The following is a 21,980-nucleotide window of genomic DNA, read 5'->3' on the forward strand; positions in this document are numbered from 1 at the left end:
TCATTGATGCACTTTACGACCGGTTGTGCGGCAAGGGCGGCCCGACACACGCCAGAGCAGGGAAGACCCTCGAAAGGGTCATAGTCTTCGTGCTAGAATCGCATGTTTAATCCATTTGTAACCCCTTCATTTTTCGGAGTTTTTCATGGCGATCGAACGCACCCTGTCGATTATCAAGCCGGATGCCGTGGCCAAGAATGTCATTGGCCAGATCTACGCCCGTTTCGAGGCCGCCGGCCTGAAGATCGTTGCTGCCAAGATGGTGCACCTGTCGCGCGGCGAAGCCGAGCAGTTCTACGCTGTCCACAAGGAGCGTCCGTTCTTCAAGGACCTGGTGGATTTCATGGTTTCCGGCCCGGTCATGATCCAGGCCCTGGAAGGCGAGAACGCCATCGCCAAGAACCGTGACCTGATGGGCGCCACCGACCCGAAGAAGGCCGAGAAGGGCACCATCCGCGCCGATTTCGCCGACAGCATCGACGCCAACGCCGTGCACGGCTCGGACGCCGCTGAAACGGCTGCCGTGGAAGTGTCGTTCTTCTTCCCGGGCATGAACGTCTACAGCCGCTGATTGTCCGGCGCTGCTGCCAGGACTAGACTGACACCGAAGCTGAGTTTGCCGTCATGAACGCTCTCGTCAACCTGCTCGACCTCGACGCGGACGCGCTCACCGCTTATTGCGGCGAGCTCGGCGAGAAGCCGTTCCGTGCGCGGCAACTGCAACGCTGGATCCACCACTACGGTGCCAGCCGCTTCGACGCCATGTCGGATCTCGCCAAGTCGCTGCGCGAAAAGCTCGCGACGCGGGCCGAGATCCGCGCGCCTGCCGCCATTACCGACCACCTGTCGGCCGACGGCACGCGCAAGTGGCTGCTCGACGTGGGCCAGGGCAACGCGGTGGAAACGGTCTACATCCCCGAGGAAACGCGCGGCACGCTGTGCGTTTCCTCGCAGGCAGGGTGCGCCGTCAACTGCCGCTTCTGTTCCACCGGCAAGCAAGGCTTCTCGCGCAACCTCAGCACCGGTGAAATCATCGGCCAGCTGTGGATGGCGGAGTTCGCCATGCGCGAACAACTGGGCCGCGGCCCCAAGGACGACCGCGTCATCTCCAACGTGGTGATGATGGGCATGGGCGAGCCGCTGCTGAACTACGATGCTGTCGTGCCGGCCATGCGCCTGATGCTCGACGACAACGCCTACGGCCTGTCGCGCCGCCGCGTGACGCTGTCCACCTCCGGCGTGGTGCCGATGATGGACCGGCTGTCCAAGGATCTCCCGGTGGCTCTCGCCGTGTCGCTGCACGCGTCCAATGACGCCTTGCGCGACGTGCTGGTGCCGCTGAACAAGAAGTACCCGCTGGCCGAACTGATGGCGGCATGCCGCCGCTACCTGGAATTCGCGCCGCGCGATTTCATTACTTTCGAATACTGCATGCTGGACGGCGTCAACGACGGCGTCGAGCATGCGCGGGAACTGCTGAAGCTTGTGGCCGACGTGCCGTGCAAGTTCAACCTGATCCCGTTCAATCCCTTCCCCGAATCGGGCCTGAAACGCTCCAACAACGATCAGATCCGGCGCTTTGCGCAGGTGCTGATGGACGCAGGGATCGTGACCACCATCCGCAAGACCCGCGGCGACGATATCGACGCCGCCTGCGGCCAGCTTGCCGGTGAGGTGAAGGACCGCACGCGCCTGGCCGAGCGCGGCAAGTTCGGCAAGATCACGCCACTGGTGCCGGTCGCTGCTTCCGGCCAGCCTCGGGAGGTTCGCCCTGCATGATCCGTCTGATCGCTGCGGCCCTGCTGGGGCTGCTGATGTTGTCCGGCTGCCAGCTGCCGCATGCGCCGGCGCAGGATCCCCAGACCGCTTCCGACCAGACCGATGCAAGGCGCCGTGCCGGCATCCGGCTGCAGCTCGCCACCAACTATCTGGAGGCCGGCCAGAACGCGGTCGCCCTTGACGAGATCAAGCAGGCCATTGCCATCGATCCGGCGCTTGCCGATGCCTACCATGTGCGCGCGCTGATCTACATGAACATGAATGAGCGCACGCTGGCCGACGACAGCTTCCGCACGGCGGTGTCGATGCGTGCCAACGACGGCGACCTGCTCAACAACTACGGCTGGTTCCTGTGCCAGGAAGGGCGCTACGGCGAGGCCGTGCCGATGCTGCAGCGCGCGATGGCGGCGCCGTCAGCAGGCGGCCCCGCCAAGCCGCTGATCAGCCTGGGCGCGTGCGAACTGCGCCAGGGCCACAGCGCCGAAGCGGAAAAGAACCTGAAGGCCGCGCTCGGCTACGACCGCAACAACCCGGTGGCCAACACCAACCTCGCGCTGGTCTTCTACCGGCGCGGCGACTTCGCGCAGGCCCGGCAATATATCCAGCGCGTCAACAACAGCCAATATGTCAATGCGCAATCCCTCTGGCTGGGAGCGCGCATTGCCCACCGTCAGGGCGACAGCCGCACGCAGGATGCGCTTGGGGCGCAACTGCGCAGCCGCTTCCCCGACTCGCGTGAGTTGACCGCCTACGAACAAGGAGCATGGGATGAGTGAGCACGACCGCGCCGCAGGCCAGGCCGTACCGACGCAACAAGTCGGCGGGGGCGCGCACGAAGGAGAACGCGAAGCTGCCGCACGCGAGATCGGCGCAGCGCTGGCGCGCGAGCGCGAGGCGCAGCGCATGTCGGTGGAAGACGTCAGCGCGCGCCTGAAGGTGGCTGCAGGCAAGCTGCGCGCGATCGAGGCCGGCAACCTGCAGGCACTGCCCGATGTGACCTTCGCCAAGGGCGTGATGCGTGCCTATGCGCGCATGCTGCACGTCGACATCGACCCGCTGCTGGCACGCTTCCAGCCGCGCCCGGTGGCGCAGGTGGCGGAAATTGCCCGGCAGCGCGAAGGTGGCATCAATGCGGCCTTCGACGACCGCAACCGCTTCCGCTCGGGCGGCAACGGCGGCCGCTGGGTCTGGCTGGCGCTGGTGGCCGTGCTGGTGGCCGCGGGCGGCTGGTTCGGGCTTGACCATATCCGCGCATGGATCGATGCGCGCAGCAGCGCTGCCGAGACCGTAACGGCTGAAGCGCCTGCCGTGATCCAGAGCACGGAAGCCGGCACCGTGACGGCGGTGCTGCCGCCGGTCATGGCCGCCAGCGATTCGCCGGCGCCGTCTGCCGAAACCGCTCCGGCCAGTGCCGCCGCGGCCCCCGTGGCCGCGCTGGCGCCCGCAGCCGCTTCCGCGCCTGCAGCTGCCGCGGCACCGGCTGCGCCAGCAGGAGAGGGCGAACTGCAGATCCGCTTTGCCGCCGATACCTGGTATGAGATCCGGGACAATAGCGGCAAGATCGTCATGGGCGGTACCGCCAAGGCTGGCCAGACCGTGGCCGGTGGCGGCACGGCCCCGTACAAGGTGGTGATCGGCAACGTCAAGGGCGTCGAGTCGCTGACGCGCAATGGCACGCCGGTCGACCTGAAGGCAGCCAACCGCAACAACGTGGCGCGCCTGACGCTGCCCTGACGCGGGCGCGAGGTGCGTCTTTGCAAGGTGGTAACGCTATGAACCAACAGCTCTGTCTCCCGGTCCTGCCCGGTCCGCTGCCGCGCCGCCAGACGCGCCAGGCGCGCGTTGCGTGGGGCGACAATGTGGTGACCATTGGCGGCGGTGCGCCGGTGCGCGTGCAGTCGATGACCAACACGGATACGGTCGACGCCATCGGCACGGCCATCCAGGTCAAGGAACTGGCGCGTGCGGGCTCGGAGATCGTGCGCATCACGGTGAACACGCCCGAGGCCGCCGCCGCGGTGCCGTCGATCCGCGAGCAGCTCGACCGCATGGGCGTGGACGTGCCGCTGGTGGGCGACTTCCACTACAACGGCCACAAGCTGCTGCAGGACTATCCGGCCTGTGCCGAGGCGCTGTCCAAGTACCGGATCAACCCCGGCAATGTCGGCCAGGGCGCCAAGCGCGACACGCAGTTCGCGCAGATGATCGAGATGGCGTGCCGCTACCACAAGCCGGTGCGCATCGGCGTGAACTGGGGCAGCCTGGACCAGGACCTGCTGGCACGGATCATGGACGAGAACGCCGGGCGCGCCGAGCCGTGGCCGGCGCAGAGCGTGATGATCGAGGCGCTGATCACCTCGGCCATCGACTCGGCCAAGAAGGCCGAGGAAATCGGCCTGCCGGGCGACCAGATCATCCTGTCGTGCAAGGTGTCGCAGGTGCAGGAACTGGTCGCGGTGTACCGCGAGCTGGCACGCCGCTGCGACTACGCGCTGCACCTCGGGCTGACCGAGGCCGGCATGGGCAGCAAGGGCATCGTGGCGTCGACCGCGGCGCTGTCGGTGCTGCTGCAGGAAGGCATCGGCGACACCATCCGCATCTCGCTGACGCCTGAACCCGGCGCGCCGCGCGAGAAAGAGGTGTACGTGGGGCAGGAGATCCTGCAGACCATGGGCATGCGCAACTTCACCCCGATGGTGATTGCGTGCCCGGGCTGTGGCCGCACCACCAGCACCGTTTTCCAGGAGCTGGCGGCAAGCATCCAGGCCTACCTGCGCGAGCAGATGCCGCAATGGAAGACCGCCTACCCGGGCGTCGAGGAAATGGATGTGGCCGTGATGGGCTGCATCGTCAACGGCCCGGGCGAGAGCAAGCACGCCAACATCGGCATCTCGCTGCCGGGCTCGGGTGAATCGCCGGCGGCGCCGGTGTTCGTCGACGGCGTCAAGGTGAAGACGCTGCGCGGCGAGCGCATTGCAGAAGAATTCCAGGCGATCGTAGATGAATACGTTCGCACGCATTACGGCCCGGGCGCTGCGCGGGCCGACAAAGAAGTGGCAGCCTGAGCCGGACCGGCCGGGTGCCAGCAGCCTGACAAGAACAGAATGACGCAATCCGAGAACGTTGCCGCCGCAGGCGGTGCCAAGACCGAACCGAAGGTGCGCCCCGCCAAGGCCCTGCAGGGCGTGAAGGGCATGAACGACATGCTGCCGGCGGATGCGCCGCTGTGGGAGCATTTCGAGAATGCCGCACGCGCCATGCTGCGTGCCTACGGCTACCAGCAGATCCGCACGCCGATCGTCGAGCATACGCAGCTGTTCGTGCGCGGCATCGGCGAGGTCACTGACATCGTCGAGAAGGAGATGTACTCCTTCACCGATTCGCTCAACGGCGAGCAGCTGACGCTGCGCCCCGAAGGCACCGCCGCGGCCGTGCGCGCCACCATCGAGCACAATCTGCTGTACGACGGCCCCAAGCGCCTGTGGTACACCGGCCCGATGTTCCGCCACGAGCGTCCGCAGCGCGGCCGCTACCGCCAGTTCCACCAGCTCGGCGCCGAGGCGCTGGGCTTTGCCGGCCCGGACGTGGATGCCGAAATCATCCTGATGTGCCAGCGCCTGTGGGACGACCTGGGCCTGGTTGGCGTGCGCCTGGAGCTCAATTCGCTGGGGCAGGCCCATGAACGCGCCGCGCATCGCGAACAGCTGATCAAGTACCTGGAAGGCTTCCAGGACATCCTGGACGACGACAGCAAGCGCCGCCTGTACACCAACCCGCTGCGCGTGCTGGACACCAAGAACCCGGCGCTGCAGGAGATGGCGGCCAACGCGCCCAAGCTGATCGATTTCCTGGGCGAGGAGTCGCTGGCGCACTTCGAGGGCGTGCAGCGCCTGCTCAAGGCCAACAACATCCCGTTCAAGATCAACCCGCGCCTGGTGCGTGGCCTGGACTACTACAACCTGACGGTGTTCGAGTGGATCACCGACAAGCTGGGTGCGCAGGGCACCATCGCCGGCGGCGGGCGCTATGACCCGCTGATCGCGCAGATGGGCGGCAAGCCGGCGCCGGCCTGCGGCTGGGCCATGGGCATCGAGCGCATCATCGAGCTGATCCGCGAAGAGGGCGTGGTGCCCGACGCGGCGGGCTGCGACGTCTACCTGGTGCACCAGGGCGAAGCCGCCGCGCAGCAGGCGATGATCGCCGCGGAACGGCTGCGCGACGCAGGCCTGGACGTGGTGCTGCACGCCAGCCCCGACGGCAAGGGCGGCAGCTTCAAGTCGCAGATGAAGCGCGCCGACACAAGCGGTGCGGCCTATGCCGTTATCATTGGCGACGACGAAGTGGCTGCCGGCGTGGTCCAGGTCAAGGAACTTCGCCAGCGCGAGCAGGCCGAAGGCGGTGGACAACAGGCCACCGTGCCGGCCGAGGGACTGGTCGATTACCTGATCGACGCCATGGTCGGCGCCAGCGAATAAATCGCGCACCGGCCACCCGGAAAACCCAGTACACGAGTACCTAACCCAACGCAGGTGATTGCCTCGACATGGCTTACGATCTAGAAGAACAGGAACAGCTTGAGAATCTGAAGGCCTGGTGGCGCCAGTACGGCAATGCGCTGACCTGGGTGCTGATCGTCGCGCTGCTGGCGTTCGCCGGCTGGAACGGCTGGAAGTACTGGGAACGCAAGCAGGCCGGCGAGGCCGCGGTGCTGTACGAGCAGGTGCTCAAGGCCGCCGAGGCGCGCGACATCGAGCGCATCAAGCGCGCCGCGACCGACCTGGAAGACAAGTACGGCCGCACCGCCTATGGCCAGATGAGCGCGCTGGTCGCGGGCCGCGTGCTGTACGATGCGGGCGACCTCGCCGCGGCCAAGAGCCAGCTGCAATGGGCCATCGACCATGGCGACCAGGAGTATTCGCACCTGGCGCGCGTGCGCCTGGCCGGCGTGCTGCTCGACGAGAAGGCCTACGACAAGGGCCTGGCGCTGCTCAAGGATGAACCGCCGGCAGCGTTCGTGGCGCTGTATGCCGACCGCCGCGGCGACCTGCTCGCCGCGCAGGACAAGCGCGACGATGCGCGCACGGCCTATCGCAAGGCGCTGGACAAGCTGGGCCAGGAAGAGCCGGCGATGCGCCAGATCATCCAGTTCAAGCTTGATGCGCTGGGCACGGCCTGATCCGGCCGCTCCCGAACGCATGCAAACACCGCATATCCAGCGGATCGTATAAACAGGACCGTAACCCTATGACGTCAGTGCTTTCCCGTGCCGTACATCGCCAGCCTGCCCGCGCCATGACCCGTGCGCTGGTGGCGGTTGCCTGCCTGGCCACACTGGGCGGCTGCTCGCTGTTCAGCAAGGAAAACAAGCACCCGCCCGCCGAGCTCAAGCCGGTCTCGGGCACGCTGTCGGTGCGCCAGGCCTGGAAGGCCGACGTGGGCAAGAGCGGCCCCTATTCGATGCAGCCGGCCGCGGCGGGCAACAACGTCTACGTGTCGTCCAATAACGGCAACGTGATGGCGCTGGAAGGCGCCAGCGGGCGCGTGCTGTGGAAGTCCAAGGCCGACCTGGACCTGACCTCGGGTCCGGGCAGCGATGGCTCGGTGACGGCGGTCGCCGGCGAGAAGGGCGCCATCTATGCCTTTGACGCCAGCGGCAAGCAGATCTGGAAGAAGCAGGTCAACGGCGAGGTGCTGTCGGCGCCGCTGGTCGGCAATGGCCTGGTGGTGGTGCGCACCACCGACACGCGCGTATTCGGCCTGGACGCCGAGACCGGCGAGCGCCGCTGGATCTACCAGCGTTCGCAGACGCCGCTGAACCTGCGCGCGGCGATGGGGATGGTGTTTGCCGGCGACGGCATCGTGATGGGCTTCCCCGGCGGCAAGCTGGGCGTGCTGACGCCGGGCAACGGCGTGCTGCGCTGGGAGAGTGCGGTCTCGTACCCGAAGGGCGTGTCGGAGATCGAGCGCCTGAACGATGTCACCGGCCTGCCGATGGTGAGCGGGCGCCAGGTCTGCGCCACCACCTTCCAGGGCCGGGTGGCCTGCCTGGAACTGGCCAGCGGGCAGCCGCAGTGGGGCAAGGATTTCTCGTCGCCGAGCGGCCCGGCGCAGGATGACAATGCAATTTACGCCAGCGACGAGCAGTCGGTCGTGCATGCGTTCGACCGCCAGAACGGCAACGAGCGCTGGAAGAACAACGACCTGCGCAATCGCCGCCTGGGCGCGCCGCTGGCCCTGGGCCGCTCGGTGGTAATGGGCGACTTTGAAGGTTATGTACACTTCCTGTCGCGCGAAGACGGCCAGGTCATCGCACGCATGAAGACCGATGGCAGTGCCATCACCGCCGCGCCCGTGGTGGCGGGGCAGACCCTGGTAATCCAGACCCGCGACGGCGACGTCTACGGTTTCCAGCCTGGCTGACAGGAATCCAATGCGCGCTGCCGTACACCTGTCGGTACGGCCAGCGCCGAATCCGGTAGCATGATCCTTAGCGCGGCAATTGCAGCGGGTCCGTTGACCCGGCGCCGCGCCCGACAGGACAAGCGGCAGACCGCGCCCTAGGTGGCGCGGCGTGCCGTCGGATCCATTGACTCCGGAGTTACCGGGGGGCGGCGTGCCGGCCCCCGTTTCCGTTTATTGCATGAAACCAGTTATCGCACTTGTCGGCCGCCCCAATGTGGGCAAGTCGACGCTATTTAACCGCATGACCCGATCGCGCGACGCCCTTGTCGCCGACCTGCCGGGCCTGACGCGCGACCGCCATTACGGGGAAGGGCGCATCGGCGAACGTCCGTTCATCGCCATCGATACCGGCGGCTTCGAGCCGGTGGTCAAGGAAGGCATCGTCGCCGAGATGGCCAAGCAGACCAAGCAGGCCGTGGTCGAGGCTGACGTGGTGATCTTCATCGTCGACGGCCGCCTGGGCCTGGCGCCGCAGGACCGCGCCATCGCCGACTACCTGCGCAAGACCGGACGGCGCATCATGCTGGCGGTCAACAAGGCCGAGGGCATGAAGTACACCTCGGTGGCGGCCGACTTCTATGAGCTGGGCATGGGCGATCCGTACGCGATCTCCGCTGCCCACGGCGACGGCGTGAGCGAACTGGTCGACGAAGCCATCGAACTCGCGGTCCAGGAGCGCCCCGAGCTGGGCGAAGAGATTCCGGACGAAGGCAAGGGCGTCAAGATCGCCATCGTCGGGCGCCCCAATGTGGGGAAATCCACGCTGGTCAACACGCTGATCGGCGAAGAGCGCGTGATCGCGTTCGACATGCCCGGCACCACCCGGGATGCCATCTACGTGGAGTTCGAGCGCGGCGGCAAGCCCTACACGCTGATCGACACGGCAGGCTTGCGCCGGCGCGGCAAGGTGTTCGAGGCGATCGAGAAGTTCTCGGTGGTCAAGACGCTGCAGTCGATCGCCGATGCCAATGTGGTGATCCTGCTGCTCGATGCGCAACAGGATATTTCCGACCAGGACGCGCATATCGCCGGCTTTATCGTGGAATCGGGCCGCGCACTGGTGGTGGGCGTCAATAAATGGGATGGGCTGGACGGCCATACCCGCGACCGCATCAAGCATGACCTGGAACGCAAGCTGCAATTCCTTAGCTTCGCGAATTTCCATTTTGTCTCGGCACGCGAGCGTACCGGCATTGGCGCGCTGATGCGTTCGGTCGATGACGCGTTCGCCGCGGCCATGGTCAAGCTGCCGACGCCGCAGCTCACGCGTGTGCTGCAGGAAGCGGTGGAATTCCAGCAGCCCAAGCGGGTCGGCGCGTCGCGGCCCAAGCTGCGCTACGCGCACCAGGGCGGCTCGAATCCGCCCATTATCGTGATCCACGGCAATGCGCTCTCGGGCGTTGCGGAAACCTACCGGCGCTACCTGGAAAATCGTTTCCGTACGGCATTCAAGCTAAAGGGCACCCCTCTTCGCATCGAATTTCGTACGAACAAAAATCCGTACGCGGACTCGAAGGATTGAGTCCGGAATCGGATTCCTGGCGGGGCAAGTTTTCGTTTGCGTTCGTTTGGAACTGCGGCTAAATTTGCGGTAGCAGGGGGTTCCCTGTGCATTGACGCCGACTTGGTACCGTTTTTGATCTTTTTTCTGGCGCGTTTTTGCGCCGCCTGACTTGAACCGGGGATTTCCATCCCCATCATTCACCACTAAACCTATAAATTTGGAGTGTGCCATGAGCAACAAAGGGCAACTGCTACAAGACCCGTTCCTGAACGCGCTGCGCAAAGAGCACGTGCCGGTTTCCATCTACCTCGTCAATGGCATCAAGCTGCAAGGCAATATCGAATCGTTCGACCAGTATGTCGTCCTGCTGCGCAACACCGTGACGCAGATGGTCTACAAGCATGCGATTTCCACTGTCGTTCCTGCGCGCGCGGTCAATTTCCGCGTGGATGACGCCGCCGAGGCCTGATCTCCTTGCGGGCATCGTGCGGGCGCCCCGCGGCGCCGCACCGATGCCCGGCGCCGGTGCGCCATTGCGCCCGGTGCCGCGCGGCCTGGCGGTTGCCAATGCCGCCACCGCTGCCGCCACGTTCCGCATCATGCGGCGGCCTGTCCCGGCAGGGGCCGGGACAGTGTCCGACATCCGCCCGCCTTCCCCCTGAACCCGTTTTTCCCTGCGCTTTCGCGCCCGCCCTTGGACCCCAGAGCCACTTCAAATACCGCCCCTTCGCGCGCCATTCTGGTCGGCGTCGACTTCGGCAAGCATGATTTCCAGGAAAGCCTCAGCGAACTGGCGCTGCTGACCTCTACCGCTGGCTCTGTGCCGGTGCATACGTTGACGGGCCGCCGCTCGCGGCCGGATCCGGCGCTGTTCATCGGCTCGGGCAAGGCCGAGGAGCTGAAGGAGGCCGCCGACGCGCTGGATGCCGACGTGGTGGTGTTCAACCACGCCCTGAGCCCGGCACAGCAGCGCAACCTGGAGCGCTTCCTGAACCGCCACGTGATCGACCGCACCGGCCTGATCCTGGACATCTTCGGGCAGCGCGCGCAGAGCCACGTGGGCAAGGTGCAGGTGGAGCTGGCGCAGGTCCAGTACCGCGCGTCGCGGCTGGTCCGCGCGTGGAGCCACCTGGAGCGGCAGAAGGGCGGCATCGGCATGCGCGGCGGCCCCGGCGAGCGCCAGCTCGAGCTGGACCGGCGCATGCTGGACGAGCGCGCCAAGCGGCTCAAGTCCGATCTGTCGCGGCTGCAGCGCCAGCACAGCACGCAGCGGCGCGCGCGCGCGCGCAATGACACGCTCAGCATTTCGCTGGTGGGCTATACCAACGCGGGCAAGTCGACGCTGTTCAATGCGCTGACCAAGGCTGGCGCCTATGCGGCCGACCAGCTGTTCGCCACGCTCGACACCACCTCGCGCCGCCTGTTCCTGGACGGGCTGGGCAACGTGGTGCTGTCCGACACGGTCGGCTTTATCCGTGACCTGCCCACGCAACTGGTGGCGGCATTCCGCGCCACGCTGGACGAGACCGTGCATGCCGACCTGCTGCTGCATGTGGTGGATGCATCGAGCCCGGTGCGCCACGAGCAGATCGAGCAGGTCAACCGCGTGCTGGCGGAAATCAACGCGCTGGACATCCCGCAGATCGTGGTGATGAACAAGATCGATGCCGCGCCCGAGCTGCTGGAGCAGGGCCCGCGCCTGGAGCGCGACGAGGACGGCATCCCCACCCGCGTGTTCCTGAGCGCGCGCGAGGGCATGGGCCTGGATGCGCTGCGCGAGGCCGTGGTCGAGGTGGCGCAATGGCTGGCCAGCCGCCCGCCCGAGCCGCAACCCTATGACCCGCGCCTGGCCGACGTGCCCCAGTACGCCGATGCCGGCGATGATGGCAGTGCAGATGAGGGCGGCGTGGCTGACGGCAGCGACGACGCCGATGCGGGGGATTCGGACAGGCTGTAGCCTGTCAAGTTGCCGTCAGTTCGCCGCCAGTGCTCCGGCCGTTCTGCCCAATCCCGGTGCGATTGCTGCCGGGATTGCGCGAATTGGCCAAAAGTGGCTCGGATGACTGCTAGAATCCCCCTGTTACAAACTTCCCCGGACCCGTGCACTTCATGCCCCAGTTTCCCCGGAATGCTGATTCGAGCCTGACACCAGGCGGCCGCTTCGCGCTGCGCGCGGGCTGGCAGCGCCTGCGCGCCATCTTCTCGCTGAACGATCCGCGCTGGGGTCGCAACGGTCAGGACGACGACGACAAGAAGGACGGTCGCGACGACAACCGCCAGCAGAACCAGCGCCCGCAGCAGGACGGCGGCCCGCCCGACCTGGACGAACTGTGGCGCGACTTCAACCGCCGCCTGAACGGCCTGCTCGGCCGCAAGGACAACGGCGGCGGCAACAACCAGGGCTTTGGCGGTCCGCGCACGCCGGGCAAGGGCTCGGGGGTGGGCGCTGGCGTGATCGTCGCGGCCGTGGTCGGCATCTGGCTGGCCAGCGGCTTCTTCATGGTTCAGGAAGGCCAGACCGCGGTGATCCTGCAGTTCGGCAAGTTCAAGTACTCCACCGGCCCCGGCATCAACTGGCGCATGCCCTGGCCGGTCCAGTCGGCCGAGATCGTCAACCTGTCGGCGGTGCGTTCGGTCGAGGTGGGGCGCTCCACCTCGATCAAGGACAGCAACCTGAAGGACTCGTCGATGCTGACGCAGGACGAGAACATCATCGACGTGCGCTTTACCGTGCAGTACGTGATCCAGGACGCCGGCGAATTCCTGTTCTTCAACAAGACCGACCGCGGTGGCGATGAAGAGCTGGTGACGCAGGCCGCCGAGACCTCGGTGCGCGAGATCGTCGGCCGCAACAAGATGGACGCGGTGCTGTACGAGAGCCGCGAACAGATCGCGCAGCAACTGGCCAAGTCGATCCAGGCCATCCTGACGGCGTACAAGACCGGCATCCGCGTGCTGTCCGTGAACGTGCAGAGCGTGCAGCCGCCCGAGCAGGTGCAGGCCGCGTTCGACGACGTCAACAAGGCCAGCCAGGACCGCGAGCGCGCGATCAGCGAAGGCCAGGCCTATGCCAATGACATCCTCCCGCGCGCCAAGGGTACCGCGGCGCGCCTGAAGGAAGAGTCCGAAGCCTACCGCTCCCGCGTGGTGGCGCAGGCCGAGGGCGATGCCTCGCGCTTCCGTTCGGTGCAGACCGAATACGCCAAGGCGCCGCAGGTGACGCGCGACCGCATCTATCTGGAAACCATGCAGCAGATCTACACCAATTCGACCAAGGTGCTGGTGGACGCGCGCCAGGGCAACAATCTTCTCTACCTGCCGCTGGACAAGCTGATGGCACAGGCCGACGGCCGCGCTGCGCCGCAGCCGGGCCAACCGGGTGCGGCCAGCCCGCCGGCGTCCGCGCCGGATGCATCGACGGACGCCCGTTCGCGCGAAGCGCTGCGCAACCGCGACCGCGACTCGCGCTGAGGAGACCGTCATGAACCGACTGATTTCCTTCGCGATTGGCTTTTTCATCCTGCTGGCCGTGGTTTCGTCCATGCTGTTCGTGGTCGACCAGCGCCAGTACGCCGTGGTGTTCGCCTTCGGCCAGATCAAGCAGGTGGTGCGCGAGCCCGGCCTGCACTTCAAGCTGCCGCCGCCGTTCCAGAACGTGGTGTTCATGGACCGCCGCCTGCAGACCATCGACGTCGCCGCCAACGAGCGTTTCCTGACCGCCGAGAAGAAGAGCATGGTGGTGGACTGGTTCGTCAAATGGCGCATCACCGATCCGCGCAAGTTCTTCGTGGCCTTCGGCGGCAACCTGCGCGGCGCGCAGGACCGCATGACCCAGCGCATCGACTCGGTGGCGCGCGAGGAGTTCGGCAAGCGCACCGTGGCCGACGTGGTCGCCGGCGAGCGCGAGCAGGTGATGCAGGCCATCCGCAACGGCATGGCTGAATATGCCAAGTCGGTCGGCGTCGAGATCCTGGACGTGCGCCTCAAGCGCGTTGACCTGCTGCCCGCGATCAGCGAATCGGTGTACCGCCGCATGGAGGCCGAGCGCAAGCGCGTGGCCAACGAGCTGCGCTCAACCGGCGCCGCCGAGGGCGAGAAGATCCGCGCCGATGCCGACCGCCAGCGCGAAGTGGTGCTGGCCGAGGCCTACCGCGACGCCCAGGTGATCAAGGGCCAGGGCGATGCCAAGGCCTCGCAGATCTATGCCGACGCGTTTGGCCGCGATCCGCAGTTCGCGCAGTTCTGGCGCAGCATGGAGGCTTACCGCAACACCTTCCGCGACAAGCGCGACGTGCTGGTGCTTGAGCCCAACTCCGAGTTCTTCCGCTACATGCGTTCCAGCGGTGGTGCCGCCGCGGCCGCCTCGGGCGGATCCGGAGGCAAGCGCTAGCACCGTCGCTTGTCCGTGTGGCGAATTGACGAAACCCCGGCTTGCCGGGGTTTTGTCCGGCTGGAGCCATCCTCGCCGGGTGATGGCGCGGGCGCGTGGCGCCTGCGATGACGTTTCTGGTCAAGGACCGGTGCCTTGGGGCATTGCCTCGCGAGGTGGTCCGAATGACTGAGAAGAGATTGACTGAGAAGAGATTCACTATGTCCAACCATTGGCTGCTGCCAGAAAACATTGCCGACGTGCTGCCGTCGGAAGCGCGCAAGATCGAAGAACTGCGCCGCCGCATGCTGGACCTGTTCCGCACCTACGGCTATGAGCTGGTGATGCCGCCGATGCTGGAATACCTGGAGTCGCTGCTGACCGGCACCGGCCATGACCTGGACCTGCGCACGCTCAAGCTGGTGGACCAGCTGTCGGGCCGCACCATGGGCCTGCGTGCCGATATCACGCCGCAGGTGGCGCGCATCGACGCGCACCTGCTGAACCGCCCGGGCGTGACCCGCCTGTGCTACGCGGGCAACGTGCTGCATGCACGCCCGGCGGGCTTCCACGCCACGCGCGAGCCGATCCAGATCGGCGCCGAGATCTATGGCCATGCCGGCCTGGAAGCCGACATCGAGATCCAGGACCTGATGCTGGCCGCGCTGCAGGCGGCGGGGTTGTCCGATGTCCGCATCGACATGTGCCATGCCGGCATCCTGGAAGCGCTGCTGGCGGGCCTGCCGTCGATCCGCAAGATCGAGGACGCGCTCTTTGCCGCGCTGGAAACCAAGGATGTGCCGGCCCTGCGCGAACTGACCGTGGGCATGCCGCAGACCGAGCGCGATGCGCTGCTGGCGCTGCCGACGCTGTACGGCGGCGTGGACGTGATCGATCGCGCGCGCGCGACGCTGCCGGCCAGCCCGGCCATCGGCCGCGCGCTGGACGAACTGGCGGCACTGGCGGTGCAGGTGCGCGGAGCCAGCGTGAATATCGACCTGTCGGATTTGCGCGGTTACCACTATCACAGTGGCGTGATGTTCGCGGCCTATGTTGCTGGCCTGCCCAATTACGTGGCGCGCGGCGGCCGTTACGACAAGGTGGGCGAGGCCTTCGGCCGTGCGCGCCCGGCCACGGGTTTCTCGCTGGATCTGCGAGAAGTGGCGGCGCTGTCGCCCGTGGAAGTGCGCGCCCAGGCGATTTTTGCGCCCTGGGATGCGGATCCGGCACTCCGGGCCGCGATTTCCGCGCTGCGCGCGGCCGGCGAGATCGTGATCCAGTCGCTGCCCGGCCATACCCACGAGCTCGATGAATTCAACTGCGACCGGCAGCTGGTGCGCCAGGATGCCGGCTGGGCCGTGGTGCCGCGCTGACGCTTGGGCGCCGGGCGTGCCCAAAAATCGAGAATCGCCCGGCAACAAGAGTAGAATACGTTTTTAACCTATTGACCAAAGCAATATGTCCGCATCCGCAGTAGGCCAGGGACGCAATGTCGTCGTGATCGGCACCCAATGGGGTGACGAAGGCAAAGGAAAAATCGTCGATTGGCTTACCGACCAGGCACAGGGTGTGGTGCGGTTCCAGGGTGGCCACAACGCTGGCCACACGCTGATCATCGGTGGCAAGAAGACCATTCTCCGCCTGATTCCGTCCGGGATCATGCGCGACGGCACGGTCTGCTACATCGGCAACGGTGTGGTGCTGTCGCCCGAAGCTTTGTTCCGTGAAATCGAAGAGCTCGAAGGCGCAGGCCTGCAGGTGCAGAGCCGCCTGCGCATTTCCGAGGCTGCCACGCTGATCCTGCCGTACCACGTTGCCATCGACAAGGCGCGCGAAGCGCGCCGTGGCGCCGCCAAGATCGGCACCACCGGCCGTGGCATTGGCCCGGCCTATGAAGACAAGGTGGCCCGCCGCGCGCTGCGCGTGCAGGACCTGTTCGATCCGCAGCAGTTCGCCGAGCGCCTGCGCGAGAACCTGGACTACCACAACTTCATGCTGACCCAGTACCTGGGCGCCGAAGCCGTGGACTTCCAGCAGACCCTGGACGAAGCGCTGGCCTACGCGCCGCGCCTGGCGCCGATGGTGGCCGACGTGTCGGCCGAGCTGTACGCGGTCAATGCCGCCGGCGGCAACCTGATGTTCGAAGGCGCGCAAGGCACGCTGCTGGACGTGGACCACGGCACCTATCCGTTCGTGACCTCGAGCAACTGCGTGGCCGGTGCTGCCGCGGCGGGCGCCGGCGTCGGCCCGGGCCGCCTGAACTACATCCTGGGCATCACCAAGGCCTACTGCACGCGCGTGGGCGCGGGCCCGTTCCCGAGCGAGCTGTACGACAACGACAACCCGTCGCGCCAGGATCCGGTCGGCGTGCGCCTGGCCAACGTCGGCAAGGAATTCGGTTCGGTCACCGGCCGTCCGCGCCGCACCGGCTGGCTGGATGCCGCCGCGCTCAAGCGCTCGGTGCAGATCAACGGCGTGTCGGGCCTGTGCATGACCAAGCTGGACGTGCTCGATGGCCTGGAAACCATCAAGCTGTGCGTGGGCTACGAGCTCGACGGCAAGACCGTCGACATCCTGCCGCGCGGCTCTGATGCCGTGGCTCGCTGCGTGCCGGTCTACGAGGAATTCCCCGGCTGGAACGAGTCGACCTTCGGCGTGAAGACGTGGGACGCGCTGCCCGAGCAGGCCCGCGTCTACCTGAAGCGCGTGGAAGAAGTGGTCGGCATTCCGATCGACATGATCTCGACCGGCCCGGACCGCGACGAGACCATCCTGCTGCGTCATCCGTACAAGGCCTGACCCGGCAGCAGCCCACCACCAGGCTGCGGCGCCACGAGCGCTGCGGCCCGCCAGAAATAAATCGGCCCGCGCAAGCGGGCCGAGCCATATCGGTCAACCGACCCGACGATACAAAGAGTAAAACGATGAACCTGCCAACGAACGATGACGAGAACCTGTGGGTCTCCTGGGACGAATACCATCGCCTGATCGCACGCCTGTCGCTGAACGTGCATGAGTCGGGCTGGAAGTTCGACAAGATCCTGTGCCTGGCGCGCGGCGGGCTGCGCGTGGGCGACCAGATGTCGCGCATCTTCGACGTGCCGCTGGCCATCCTGGCCACCAGCAGCTACCGCGAGGCCGCGGGCACGCAGCAGGGCAACCTGGACATCGCTCAGTACATCACCATGACCCGCGGCGAACTGACGGGCAGGGTGCTGCTGGTCGACGACCTGGTGGATTCGGGCATCACGCTGGAACGTGTGGGCCGCCACCTGAAGGAACGCTATCCGGCCGTGACCGAGGTGCGTTCGGCCGTGCTGTGGTACAAGGCGTGCTCGAAGGTCGAGCCGGACTACCACGTGACCTTCCTGCCGTCGAACCCGTGGATCCACCAGCCGTTCGAAGAGTACGACACGCTGCGCCCGCACAACCTGGCCGCCTGGCTCAAGCGCGGCAAGCGCGCCAGCCAGGACGACGGCGCGCAGGCCTGATGCGCTTGTGCCGGGGCCTGCCGCTACGGGCGGCCCCCGGCGGCCGGCTTAATAGCCGACCGTGAAACGCTGGCGCGAATGCGCCGGCTTTTCGATCTCATCGAGCATCGCGATGGCATAGTCTTCCATCGAGATCCAGCTCTTGCCTGCTGCGTCGCTCAGCAGGTTTTCCTCGCCAACGCGGAACTTTCCGGTACGCTCGCCCGGCTCGAACAGTGCCGACGGCGACAGGAAGGTCCAGTCGATCTGTTGTTCGCCGCGCAGCGCGTTGAGGAAGTCGCGGCCTGCGAGGGCTTCGGGCTTGTAGGCATCGGGGAAGTTCGGGGTGTCGACCAATTGCACCCCCGGCGCGACATGGAGGCTGCCGGCGCCACCCACCACCAGCAGGCGCGGCACGCCGGCCTGGCGCACGGCCGAGGTCACCTGCTGCGCGTTCAGCTGCGCAAAGCGCGCGCTGCTGATGACCACGTCGTTGCCGGCCAGGGCGGCAGCCAGTGCGGCGCCGTCGGCGCCGTCCACGTCCGCGGTGGTCACGCCGTCGCGTGCGGGCAGTTTGCTGGCCTGGCGCGCAATGGCGGTCACCTGGTGGCCGCGGCGCAGGGCTTCGTCGGTCAGGCGCGTGCCAACACGGCCGGTGGCGCCGATGATTGCGATCTTCATGGTCACTCCTTCTTTCGGTCAGGTTGATATGAAACCATTGTGGTTACATATCGGGGCAAAAAAATTCAGCGCTTGCGGCGCTGGCTGTTGCCTTCGACATCGGCGAGCATGCTGGCGATGGTGGCGCCGGCAAGGGTATCGTCCATGGCCGCCTGCGCACGGTCCGCGACCTTGCGCAGCGCACCGGTGATCTCGCGCCCGACCGGGCAGGCCGGGTTGGGCGCGCTCTGGTGCAGCGTGATCAGCGCGGTGGTTTCCACCACGCGGAACACGTCGAGCAGCGTGATTGACGCAGCCGGGCGCGCCAGCGTGGCGCCGCCGGTGCTGCCCATGGTGGTCGCCACCAGCCCGGCTTCAGCCAGTTGACCGACCAGCCGCCGGATCAGCGCCGGGTTGGTGCCCACGCTGGCGGCGATCAGCGACGAGGGCACCGGCTCGGCCGAACTGGCGAGCAGGGTAAGGATGTGGACTGCCACGGCGAACCGGCTGCTTGTGCTCAACGCTTGTGCTCGGGATGTCAGGTGCAATGTGAAACCATGATAGTTACACATGGTCGGGCATGTCAAGCACGGACAGGAGCGCAAGGAGGGCGGAGTACCGGGAGGGAAGGAGGTAATACGCCGATGTGGCAGCCAATGGTCGGTGGAATGCCGGAATCGCCACTGAAGCTGTTACACTCCTCGACATTGCCGTACCGTTGTGGTTCGGCTGTCGCGCGGGGTACGGTGCGCGGTTTCACGGACGGGAAAAAACCCGTACGCTCGCAGGTATGACATCGCGGCATGGCCGCCAAGCAAGGAGTGCAAGTTGCCGGATCTGATGCGCGAAACAGGCGTCAAAAACAAAAAACCCGCAGGGCTCGAAAGCGCTGCGGGTTTTCCGGTAACTTGGTGCCCAGGAGAGGACTCGAACCTCCACAGTGTTGCCACCGCTAGGACCTGAACCTAGTGCGTCTACCAATTCCGCCACCTGGGCAGGTGTCGAAACAACCGAAGCGCTCATTATAGAGAGCGCGAGAATTTTGTCAATTAGTTTCCAGAAAAAATTGAATCAGAACAACTATCCGATCCCCAGCCGGGAAGAAATCCTGGGCGTGCTGAGAACGTCGGGATCCCCGCAGTCGGCCGGCGATATTGCCAAGGCCCTCTCCGTCACGCGCAAAGAGCATGACGGTTTCCAGAAGCGCCTGGCGGCCATGGAGCGCGACGGCCAGATCGAGCTGAACCGCAAGGGCCGCTATGAGCTGGCCCATCAGCCGAACTTCGTCACCGGCCGGGTGCAGGGTCACCGCGACGGCTTCGGCTTCCTGATCCGCGACGACGGCGAAGACGACATCTTCCTGCCCGAGCGCGAGCTGCAGAAGGCCATGCACAACGACCGCGCGCAGGTGCGCGTGGTGGGCTACGACCGGCGCGGGCGCCCTGAAGGGCAGATCGTCGAGATCATCGAGCGCGCCAACCGTTTTGTCATCGGCCGTCTGCTCAGTGAAGGCGGCGTGCTGGTGGTGGCGCCTGAAGACAAGCGCATCAGCCAGGACATCCTGATCCCGCCCAAGGCGCAGGGCAAGGCACGGGTGGGGCAGGTGGTCAGCGTCGAGCTGATCGAATTCCCCGACCGCTACGTGCAGCCGGTGGGCCGCGTGGTGGAGGTGCTGGGCGAAATCGACGATCCCGGCATGGAGATCGAGATCGCCGTGCGCAAGTACGGCGTGCCGCATGCGTTCTCGCCGGCCGCTGCCCAGGAAGCCTCCGCGCTGCCCGACGAGGTGCGCCAGGCCGACCTGGACCACCGCATCGACCTGCGCGACATCCCGCTGGTGACCATCGACGGCGAAGACGCACGCGACTTCGACGATGCGGTCTATTGCGAGCCGGTCAAGATCGGCCGCGCCAAGGGCTGGCGCCTGATCGTGGCGATCGCCGACGTGTCGCACTATGTGCGCCCCGGCACCCCGCTGGATGCGGATGCGCTGGACCGGGCCACTTCGGTCTACTTCCCGCGCCGCGTGATCCCGATGCTGCCGGAGAAGCTGTCCAACGGGCTGTGCTCGCTCAATCCGCACGTGGACCGGCTGTGCATGGTGTGCGATGCCGTGATCACCGCCAAGGGCGAGCTCAAGGGCTACCAGTTCTACCCGGCCGTGATGCATTCGACCGCGCGCCTGACCTACAACGAGGTCTGGTCGGTGCTGTCCAACACCAAGGGCCCCGAGGCGCACAAGCGCGGCGAGCTGGTGCCGCACCTGCAGAACCTGTATGAGTTGTTCCAGGTCCTGCTCAAGGCACGGCGCGCGCGCGGTGCGATCGACTTCGACACCACCGAGACCTATATCGTCTGCAACGCGCAGGGCAAGATCGAGCAGATCCTGCCGCGCACGCGCAACGATGCGCACCGGCTGATCGAGGAGTGCATGCTGACCGCCAACGTCTGCGCGGCCGACTTCCTCGAACGCTTCAAGCACCCGGCGCTGTACCGCATCCACGCGGGCCCCAGCGAAGAGAAGCTGAAGAACCTGCGCGACTTCCTGCGCACCGCCGGCCTGTCGCTGGGCGGCGGCGACAAGCCGCAGGCATCGGACTACGCCGAGGTGATGGACAAGATCAAGTCCCGTCCCGACGCGCCGATGCTGCAGACCATGCTGCTGCGCTCGATGCAGCAGGCGGTGTACAGCCCGGACAATATCGGCCACTTCGGCCTGTCGTACGAGGCCTACGCGCACTTCACCAGCCCGATCCGCCGCTACCCCGACCTGCTGGTGCACCGCGCGATCAAGGCGGTGCTGGCACATACCAAGTACCAGCCGGCGTTTGCGCACGGGACCGAGCTGAATACCGCGATCTCGCCCAAGGCGCGCCGGCTGCAGGCCAAGGACGCCGAGCAGAAGGCAGAACTGACCGCGGCGCGCGCCAGGCGCAACGAGGCCATCTGGGACGAGCTCGGCCTGCACTGCTCGGCCAATGAGCGCCGCGCGGACGAGGCTTCGCGCGATGTCGAGGCCTGGCTCAAGTGCTACTTCATGCGCGACAAGCTGGGCAGCGACTACGCCGGCACCGTCAGCGCCGTGACCTCGTTCGGCATCTTCGTGCAGCTCGACGAGCTGTACGTGGAAGGCCTGGTCCACGTGACCGAGCTGGGCAGCGACTACTTCCAGTACGACGAGGCCCGCAACGAACTGCGCGGCGAGCGCACCGGCATCCGCTACCGCCTGACCGACCGCGTGCGCGTGCAGGTATCGCGCGTGGACCTGGATGCGCGCAAGATCGACTTCCGCCTGGTGCAGGAGCCGTCGGCGAAAACCCTGCGCGCCCGCGCGGGGGGCACCGAGACCCAGCCGCGCGTGCCCGCCGCCCATGCGGTGCCAGCACGCAAGAAGGGCCGCCAGCTGGCGGCGCTGCTGGGCGGCTCGTCCAAGCCGGAAGAGTCGTTCGACGAGACGCTGGACCGCGTGATCGAGGAGCAGCCGGTGTTCGAGGCCGTGATCACGCCGCTCAGGCCGCACGTGAAGACCGGCGGCAAGCCGGCCAAGCGTGCGGCCAAGCCCAAGCCCGCGCACCTGGAGAAGCCGCACAAGCCGGCCTCCAAGTCGCACCAGGCCAAGCCGGCGGGCAAGACGCCGGCCAAGAGCCCGCGCACCCCGCGCAAGCGCTGAAGCTTGCGGCGGCTGCCATGCCGCCGCCTCTCGCCCCCGGCCTGCTGCCGGGGGCGAGAGGGCGAG

Annotated in this window: 19 protein-coding genes and 1 tRNA gene; 17 read left to right on the forward strand and 3 right to left on the reverse strand. The window is 66.5% G+C overall.

From position 1 onward, the window contains the following. Nucleotides 1-145: 145 nt before the first annotated feature. The 16 genes from ndk to AC1Q6V_RS29555 all read left to right on the forward strand — a co-directional run bounded on the left by ndk (nt 146) and on the right by AC1Q6V_RS29555 (nt 17,605). Complete coding sequence (gene ndk, locus AC1Q6V_RS29480) at nt 146-571, forward strand: nucleoside-diphosphate kinase (RefSeq protein WP_010809422.1); 426 nt, start codon at nt 146-148, stop codon at nt 569-571. Nucleotides 572-624: 53 nt separating this feature from the next. Next, a complete protein-coding gene (gene rlmN, locus AC1Q6V_RS29485) occupies nt 625-1,779 on the forward strand; it encodes a dual-specificity RNA methyltransferase RlmN (protein ID WP_010809423.1) in 1,155 nt (384 codons plus the stop codon). After that, entirely contained in the window at nt 1,776-2,555 is a 780-nt protein-coding gene (gene pilW / locus AC1Q6V_RS29490) for a type IV pilus biogenesis/stability protein PilW (RefSeq protein ID WP_010809424.1), read from the forward strand. Before rlmN ends, pilW begins: the two co-directional genes overlap by 4 nt. Continuing rightward, on the forward strand, nt 2,548-3,513 hold the full coding sequence (locus AC1Q6V_RS29495) for a RodZ domain-containing protein (RefSeq protein ID WP_010809425.1): 966 nt from the start codon (nt 2,548-2,550) through the stop codon (nt 3,511-3,513). The genes pilW and AC1Q6V_RS29495 overlap by 8 nt, the downstream gene beginning before the upstream one ends. Before the next feature lie 38 nt (nt 3,514-3,551). Continuing rightward, a complete protein-coding gene (ispG, locus tag AC1Q6V_RS29500) occupies nt 3,552-4,844 on the forward strand; it encodes a flavodoxin-dependent (E)-4-hydroxy-3-methylbut-2-enyl-diphosphate synthase (RefSeq protein WP_010809426.1) in 1,293 nt (430 codons plus the stop codon). Nucleotides 4,845-4,883: 39 nt separating this feature from the next. Then, nucleotides 4,884-6,254, forward strand: coding sequence for a histidine--tRNA ligase (gene hisS / locus AC1Q6V_RS29505; RefSeq protein WP_010809427.1), 1,371 nt, complete (start codon nt 4,884-4,886; stop codon nt 6,252-6,254). Between the two features lie 68 nt (nt 6,255-6,322). Next, nucleotides 6,323-6,955: a tetratricopeptide repeat protein gene (locus AC1Q6V_RS29510; protein WP_010809428.1), complete on the forward strand. Its 633-nt coding sequence runs from the start codon at nt 6,323-6,325 to the stop codon at nt 6,953-6,955. A 68-nt stretch (nt 6,956-7,023) separates the two neighbouring features. Continuing rightward, nucleotides 7,024-8,199: an outer membrane protein assembly factor BamB gene (gene bamB / locus AC1Q6V_RS29515; protein WP_011615625.1), complete on the forward strand. Its 1,176-nt coding sequence runs from the start codon at nt 7,024-7,026 to the stop codon at nt 8,197-8,199. A gap of 220 nt (nt 8,200-8,419) precedes the next feature. Then, on the forward strand, nt 8,420-9,763 hold the full coding sequence (gene der, locus AC1Q6V_RS29520; protein ID WP_010809430.1) for a ribosome biogenesis GTPase Der: 1,344 nt from the start codon (nt 8,420-8,422) through the stop codon (nt 9,761-9,763). A 211-nt stretch (nt 9,764-9,974) separates the two neighbouring features. After that, nucleotides 9,975-10,214 carry an RNA chaperone Hfq gene (gene hfq, locus AC1Q6V_RS29525; protein WP_010809431.1) on the forward strand — a complete coding sequence of 80 codons (240 nt, stop codon included), beginning with the start codon at nt 9,975-9,977 and terminating at the stop codon, nt 10,212-10,214. A 225-nt stretch (nt 10,215-10,439) separates the two neighbouring features. Further along, on the forward strand, nt 10,440-11,702 hold the full coding sequence (gene hflX, locus AC1Q6V_RS29530; RefSeq protein WP_010809432.1) for a GTPase HflX: 1,263 nt from the start codon (nt 10,440-10,442) through the stop codon (nt 11,700-11,702). A 152-nt stretch (nt 11,703-11,854) separates the two neighbouring features. Beyond that, on the forward strand, nt 11,855-13,216 hold the full coding sequence (gene hflK / locus AC1Q6V_RS29535) for an FtsH protease activity modulator HflK (protein WP_010809433.1): 1,362 nt from the start codon (nt 11,855-11,857) through the stop codon (nt 13,214-13,216). A gap of 10 nt (nt 13,217-13,226) precedes the next feature. After that, on the forward strand, nt 13,227-14,135 hold the full coding sequence (gene hflC / locus AC1Q6V_RS29540) for a protease modulator HflC (protein WP_010809434.1): 909 nt from the start codon (nt 13,227-13,229) through the stop codon (nt 14,133-14,135). A 200-nt stretch (nt 14,136-14,335) separates the two neighbouring features. Next, nucleotides 14,336-15,487 (forward strand): ATP phosphoribosyltransferase regulatory subunit, encoded by a 1,152-nt coding sequence (locus AC1Q6V_RS29545; protein WP_010809435.1) that lies wholly within the window; start codon nt 14,336-14,338, stop codon nt 15,485-15,487. Between the two features lie 85 nt (nt 15,488-15,572). Next, nucleotides 15,573-16,913: an adenylosuccinate synthase gene (locus AC1Q6V_RS29550; protein WP_010809436.1), complete on the forward strand. Its 1,341-nt coding sequence runs from the start codon at nt 15,573-15,575 to the stop codon at nt 16,911-16,913. Between the two features lie 125 nt (nt 16,914-17,038). Continuing rightward, a complete protein-coding gene (locus tag AC1Q6V_RS29555; RefSeq protein ID WP_010809437.1) occupies nt 17,039-17,605 on the forward strand; it encodes a phosphoribosyltransferase in 567 nt (188 codons plus the stop codon). 48 nt (nt 17,606-17,653) lie between these two features. Here the strand turns inward: AC1Q6V_RS29555 and AC1Q6V_RS29560 are convergent, their stop codons facing one another. The 3 genes from AC1Q6V_RS29560 to AC1Q6V_RS29570 form a co-directional block, all read right to left on the reverse strand. Then, the gene (locus tag AC1Q6V_RS29560) at nt 17,654-18,265 is read right to left on the reverse strand and encodes an NAD(P)-dependent oxidoreductase (RefSeq protein ID WP_010809438.1); all 612 of its coding nucleotides are present in this window, start codon (nt 18,263-18,265) and stop codon (nt 17,654-17,656) included. Between the two features lie 65 nt (nt 18,266-18,330). Further along, the gene (locus AC1Q6V_RS29565; RefSeq protein ID WP_010809439.1) at nt 18,331-18,765 is read right to left on the reverse strand and encodes an Rrf2 family transcriptional regulator; all 435 of its coding nucleotides are present in this window, start codon (nt 18,763-18,765) and stop codon (nt 18,331-18,333) included. Between the two features lie 388 nt (nt 18,766-19,153). Then, nucleotides 19,154-19,240 (reverse strand) — tRNA-Leu (locus AC1Q6V_RS29570). A gap of 70 nt (nt 19,241-19,310) precedes the next feature. Between AC1Q6V_RS29570 and rnr the strand changes: the two genes are divergently transcribed. Further along, nucleotides 19,311-21,914: a ribonuclease R gene (rnr, locus tag AC1Q6V_RS29575; protein ID WP_010809440.1), complete on the forward strand. Its 2,604-nt coding sequence runs from the start codon at nt 19,311-19,313 to the stop codon at nt 21,912-21,914. Nucleotides 21,915-21,980: the final 66 nt, after the last annotated feature.

This window comes from Cupriavidus sp. GW823-FHT07B10, assembly GCF_058794355.1.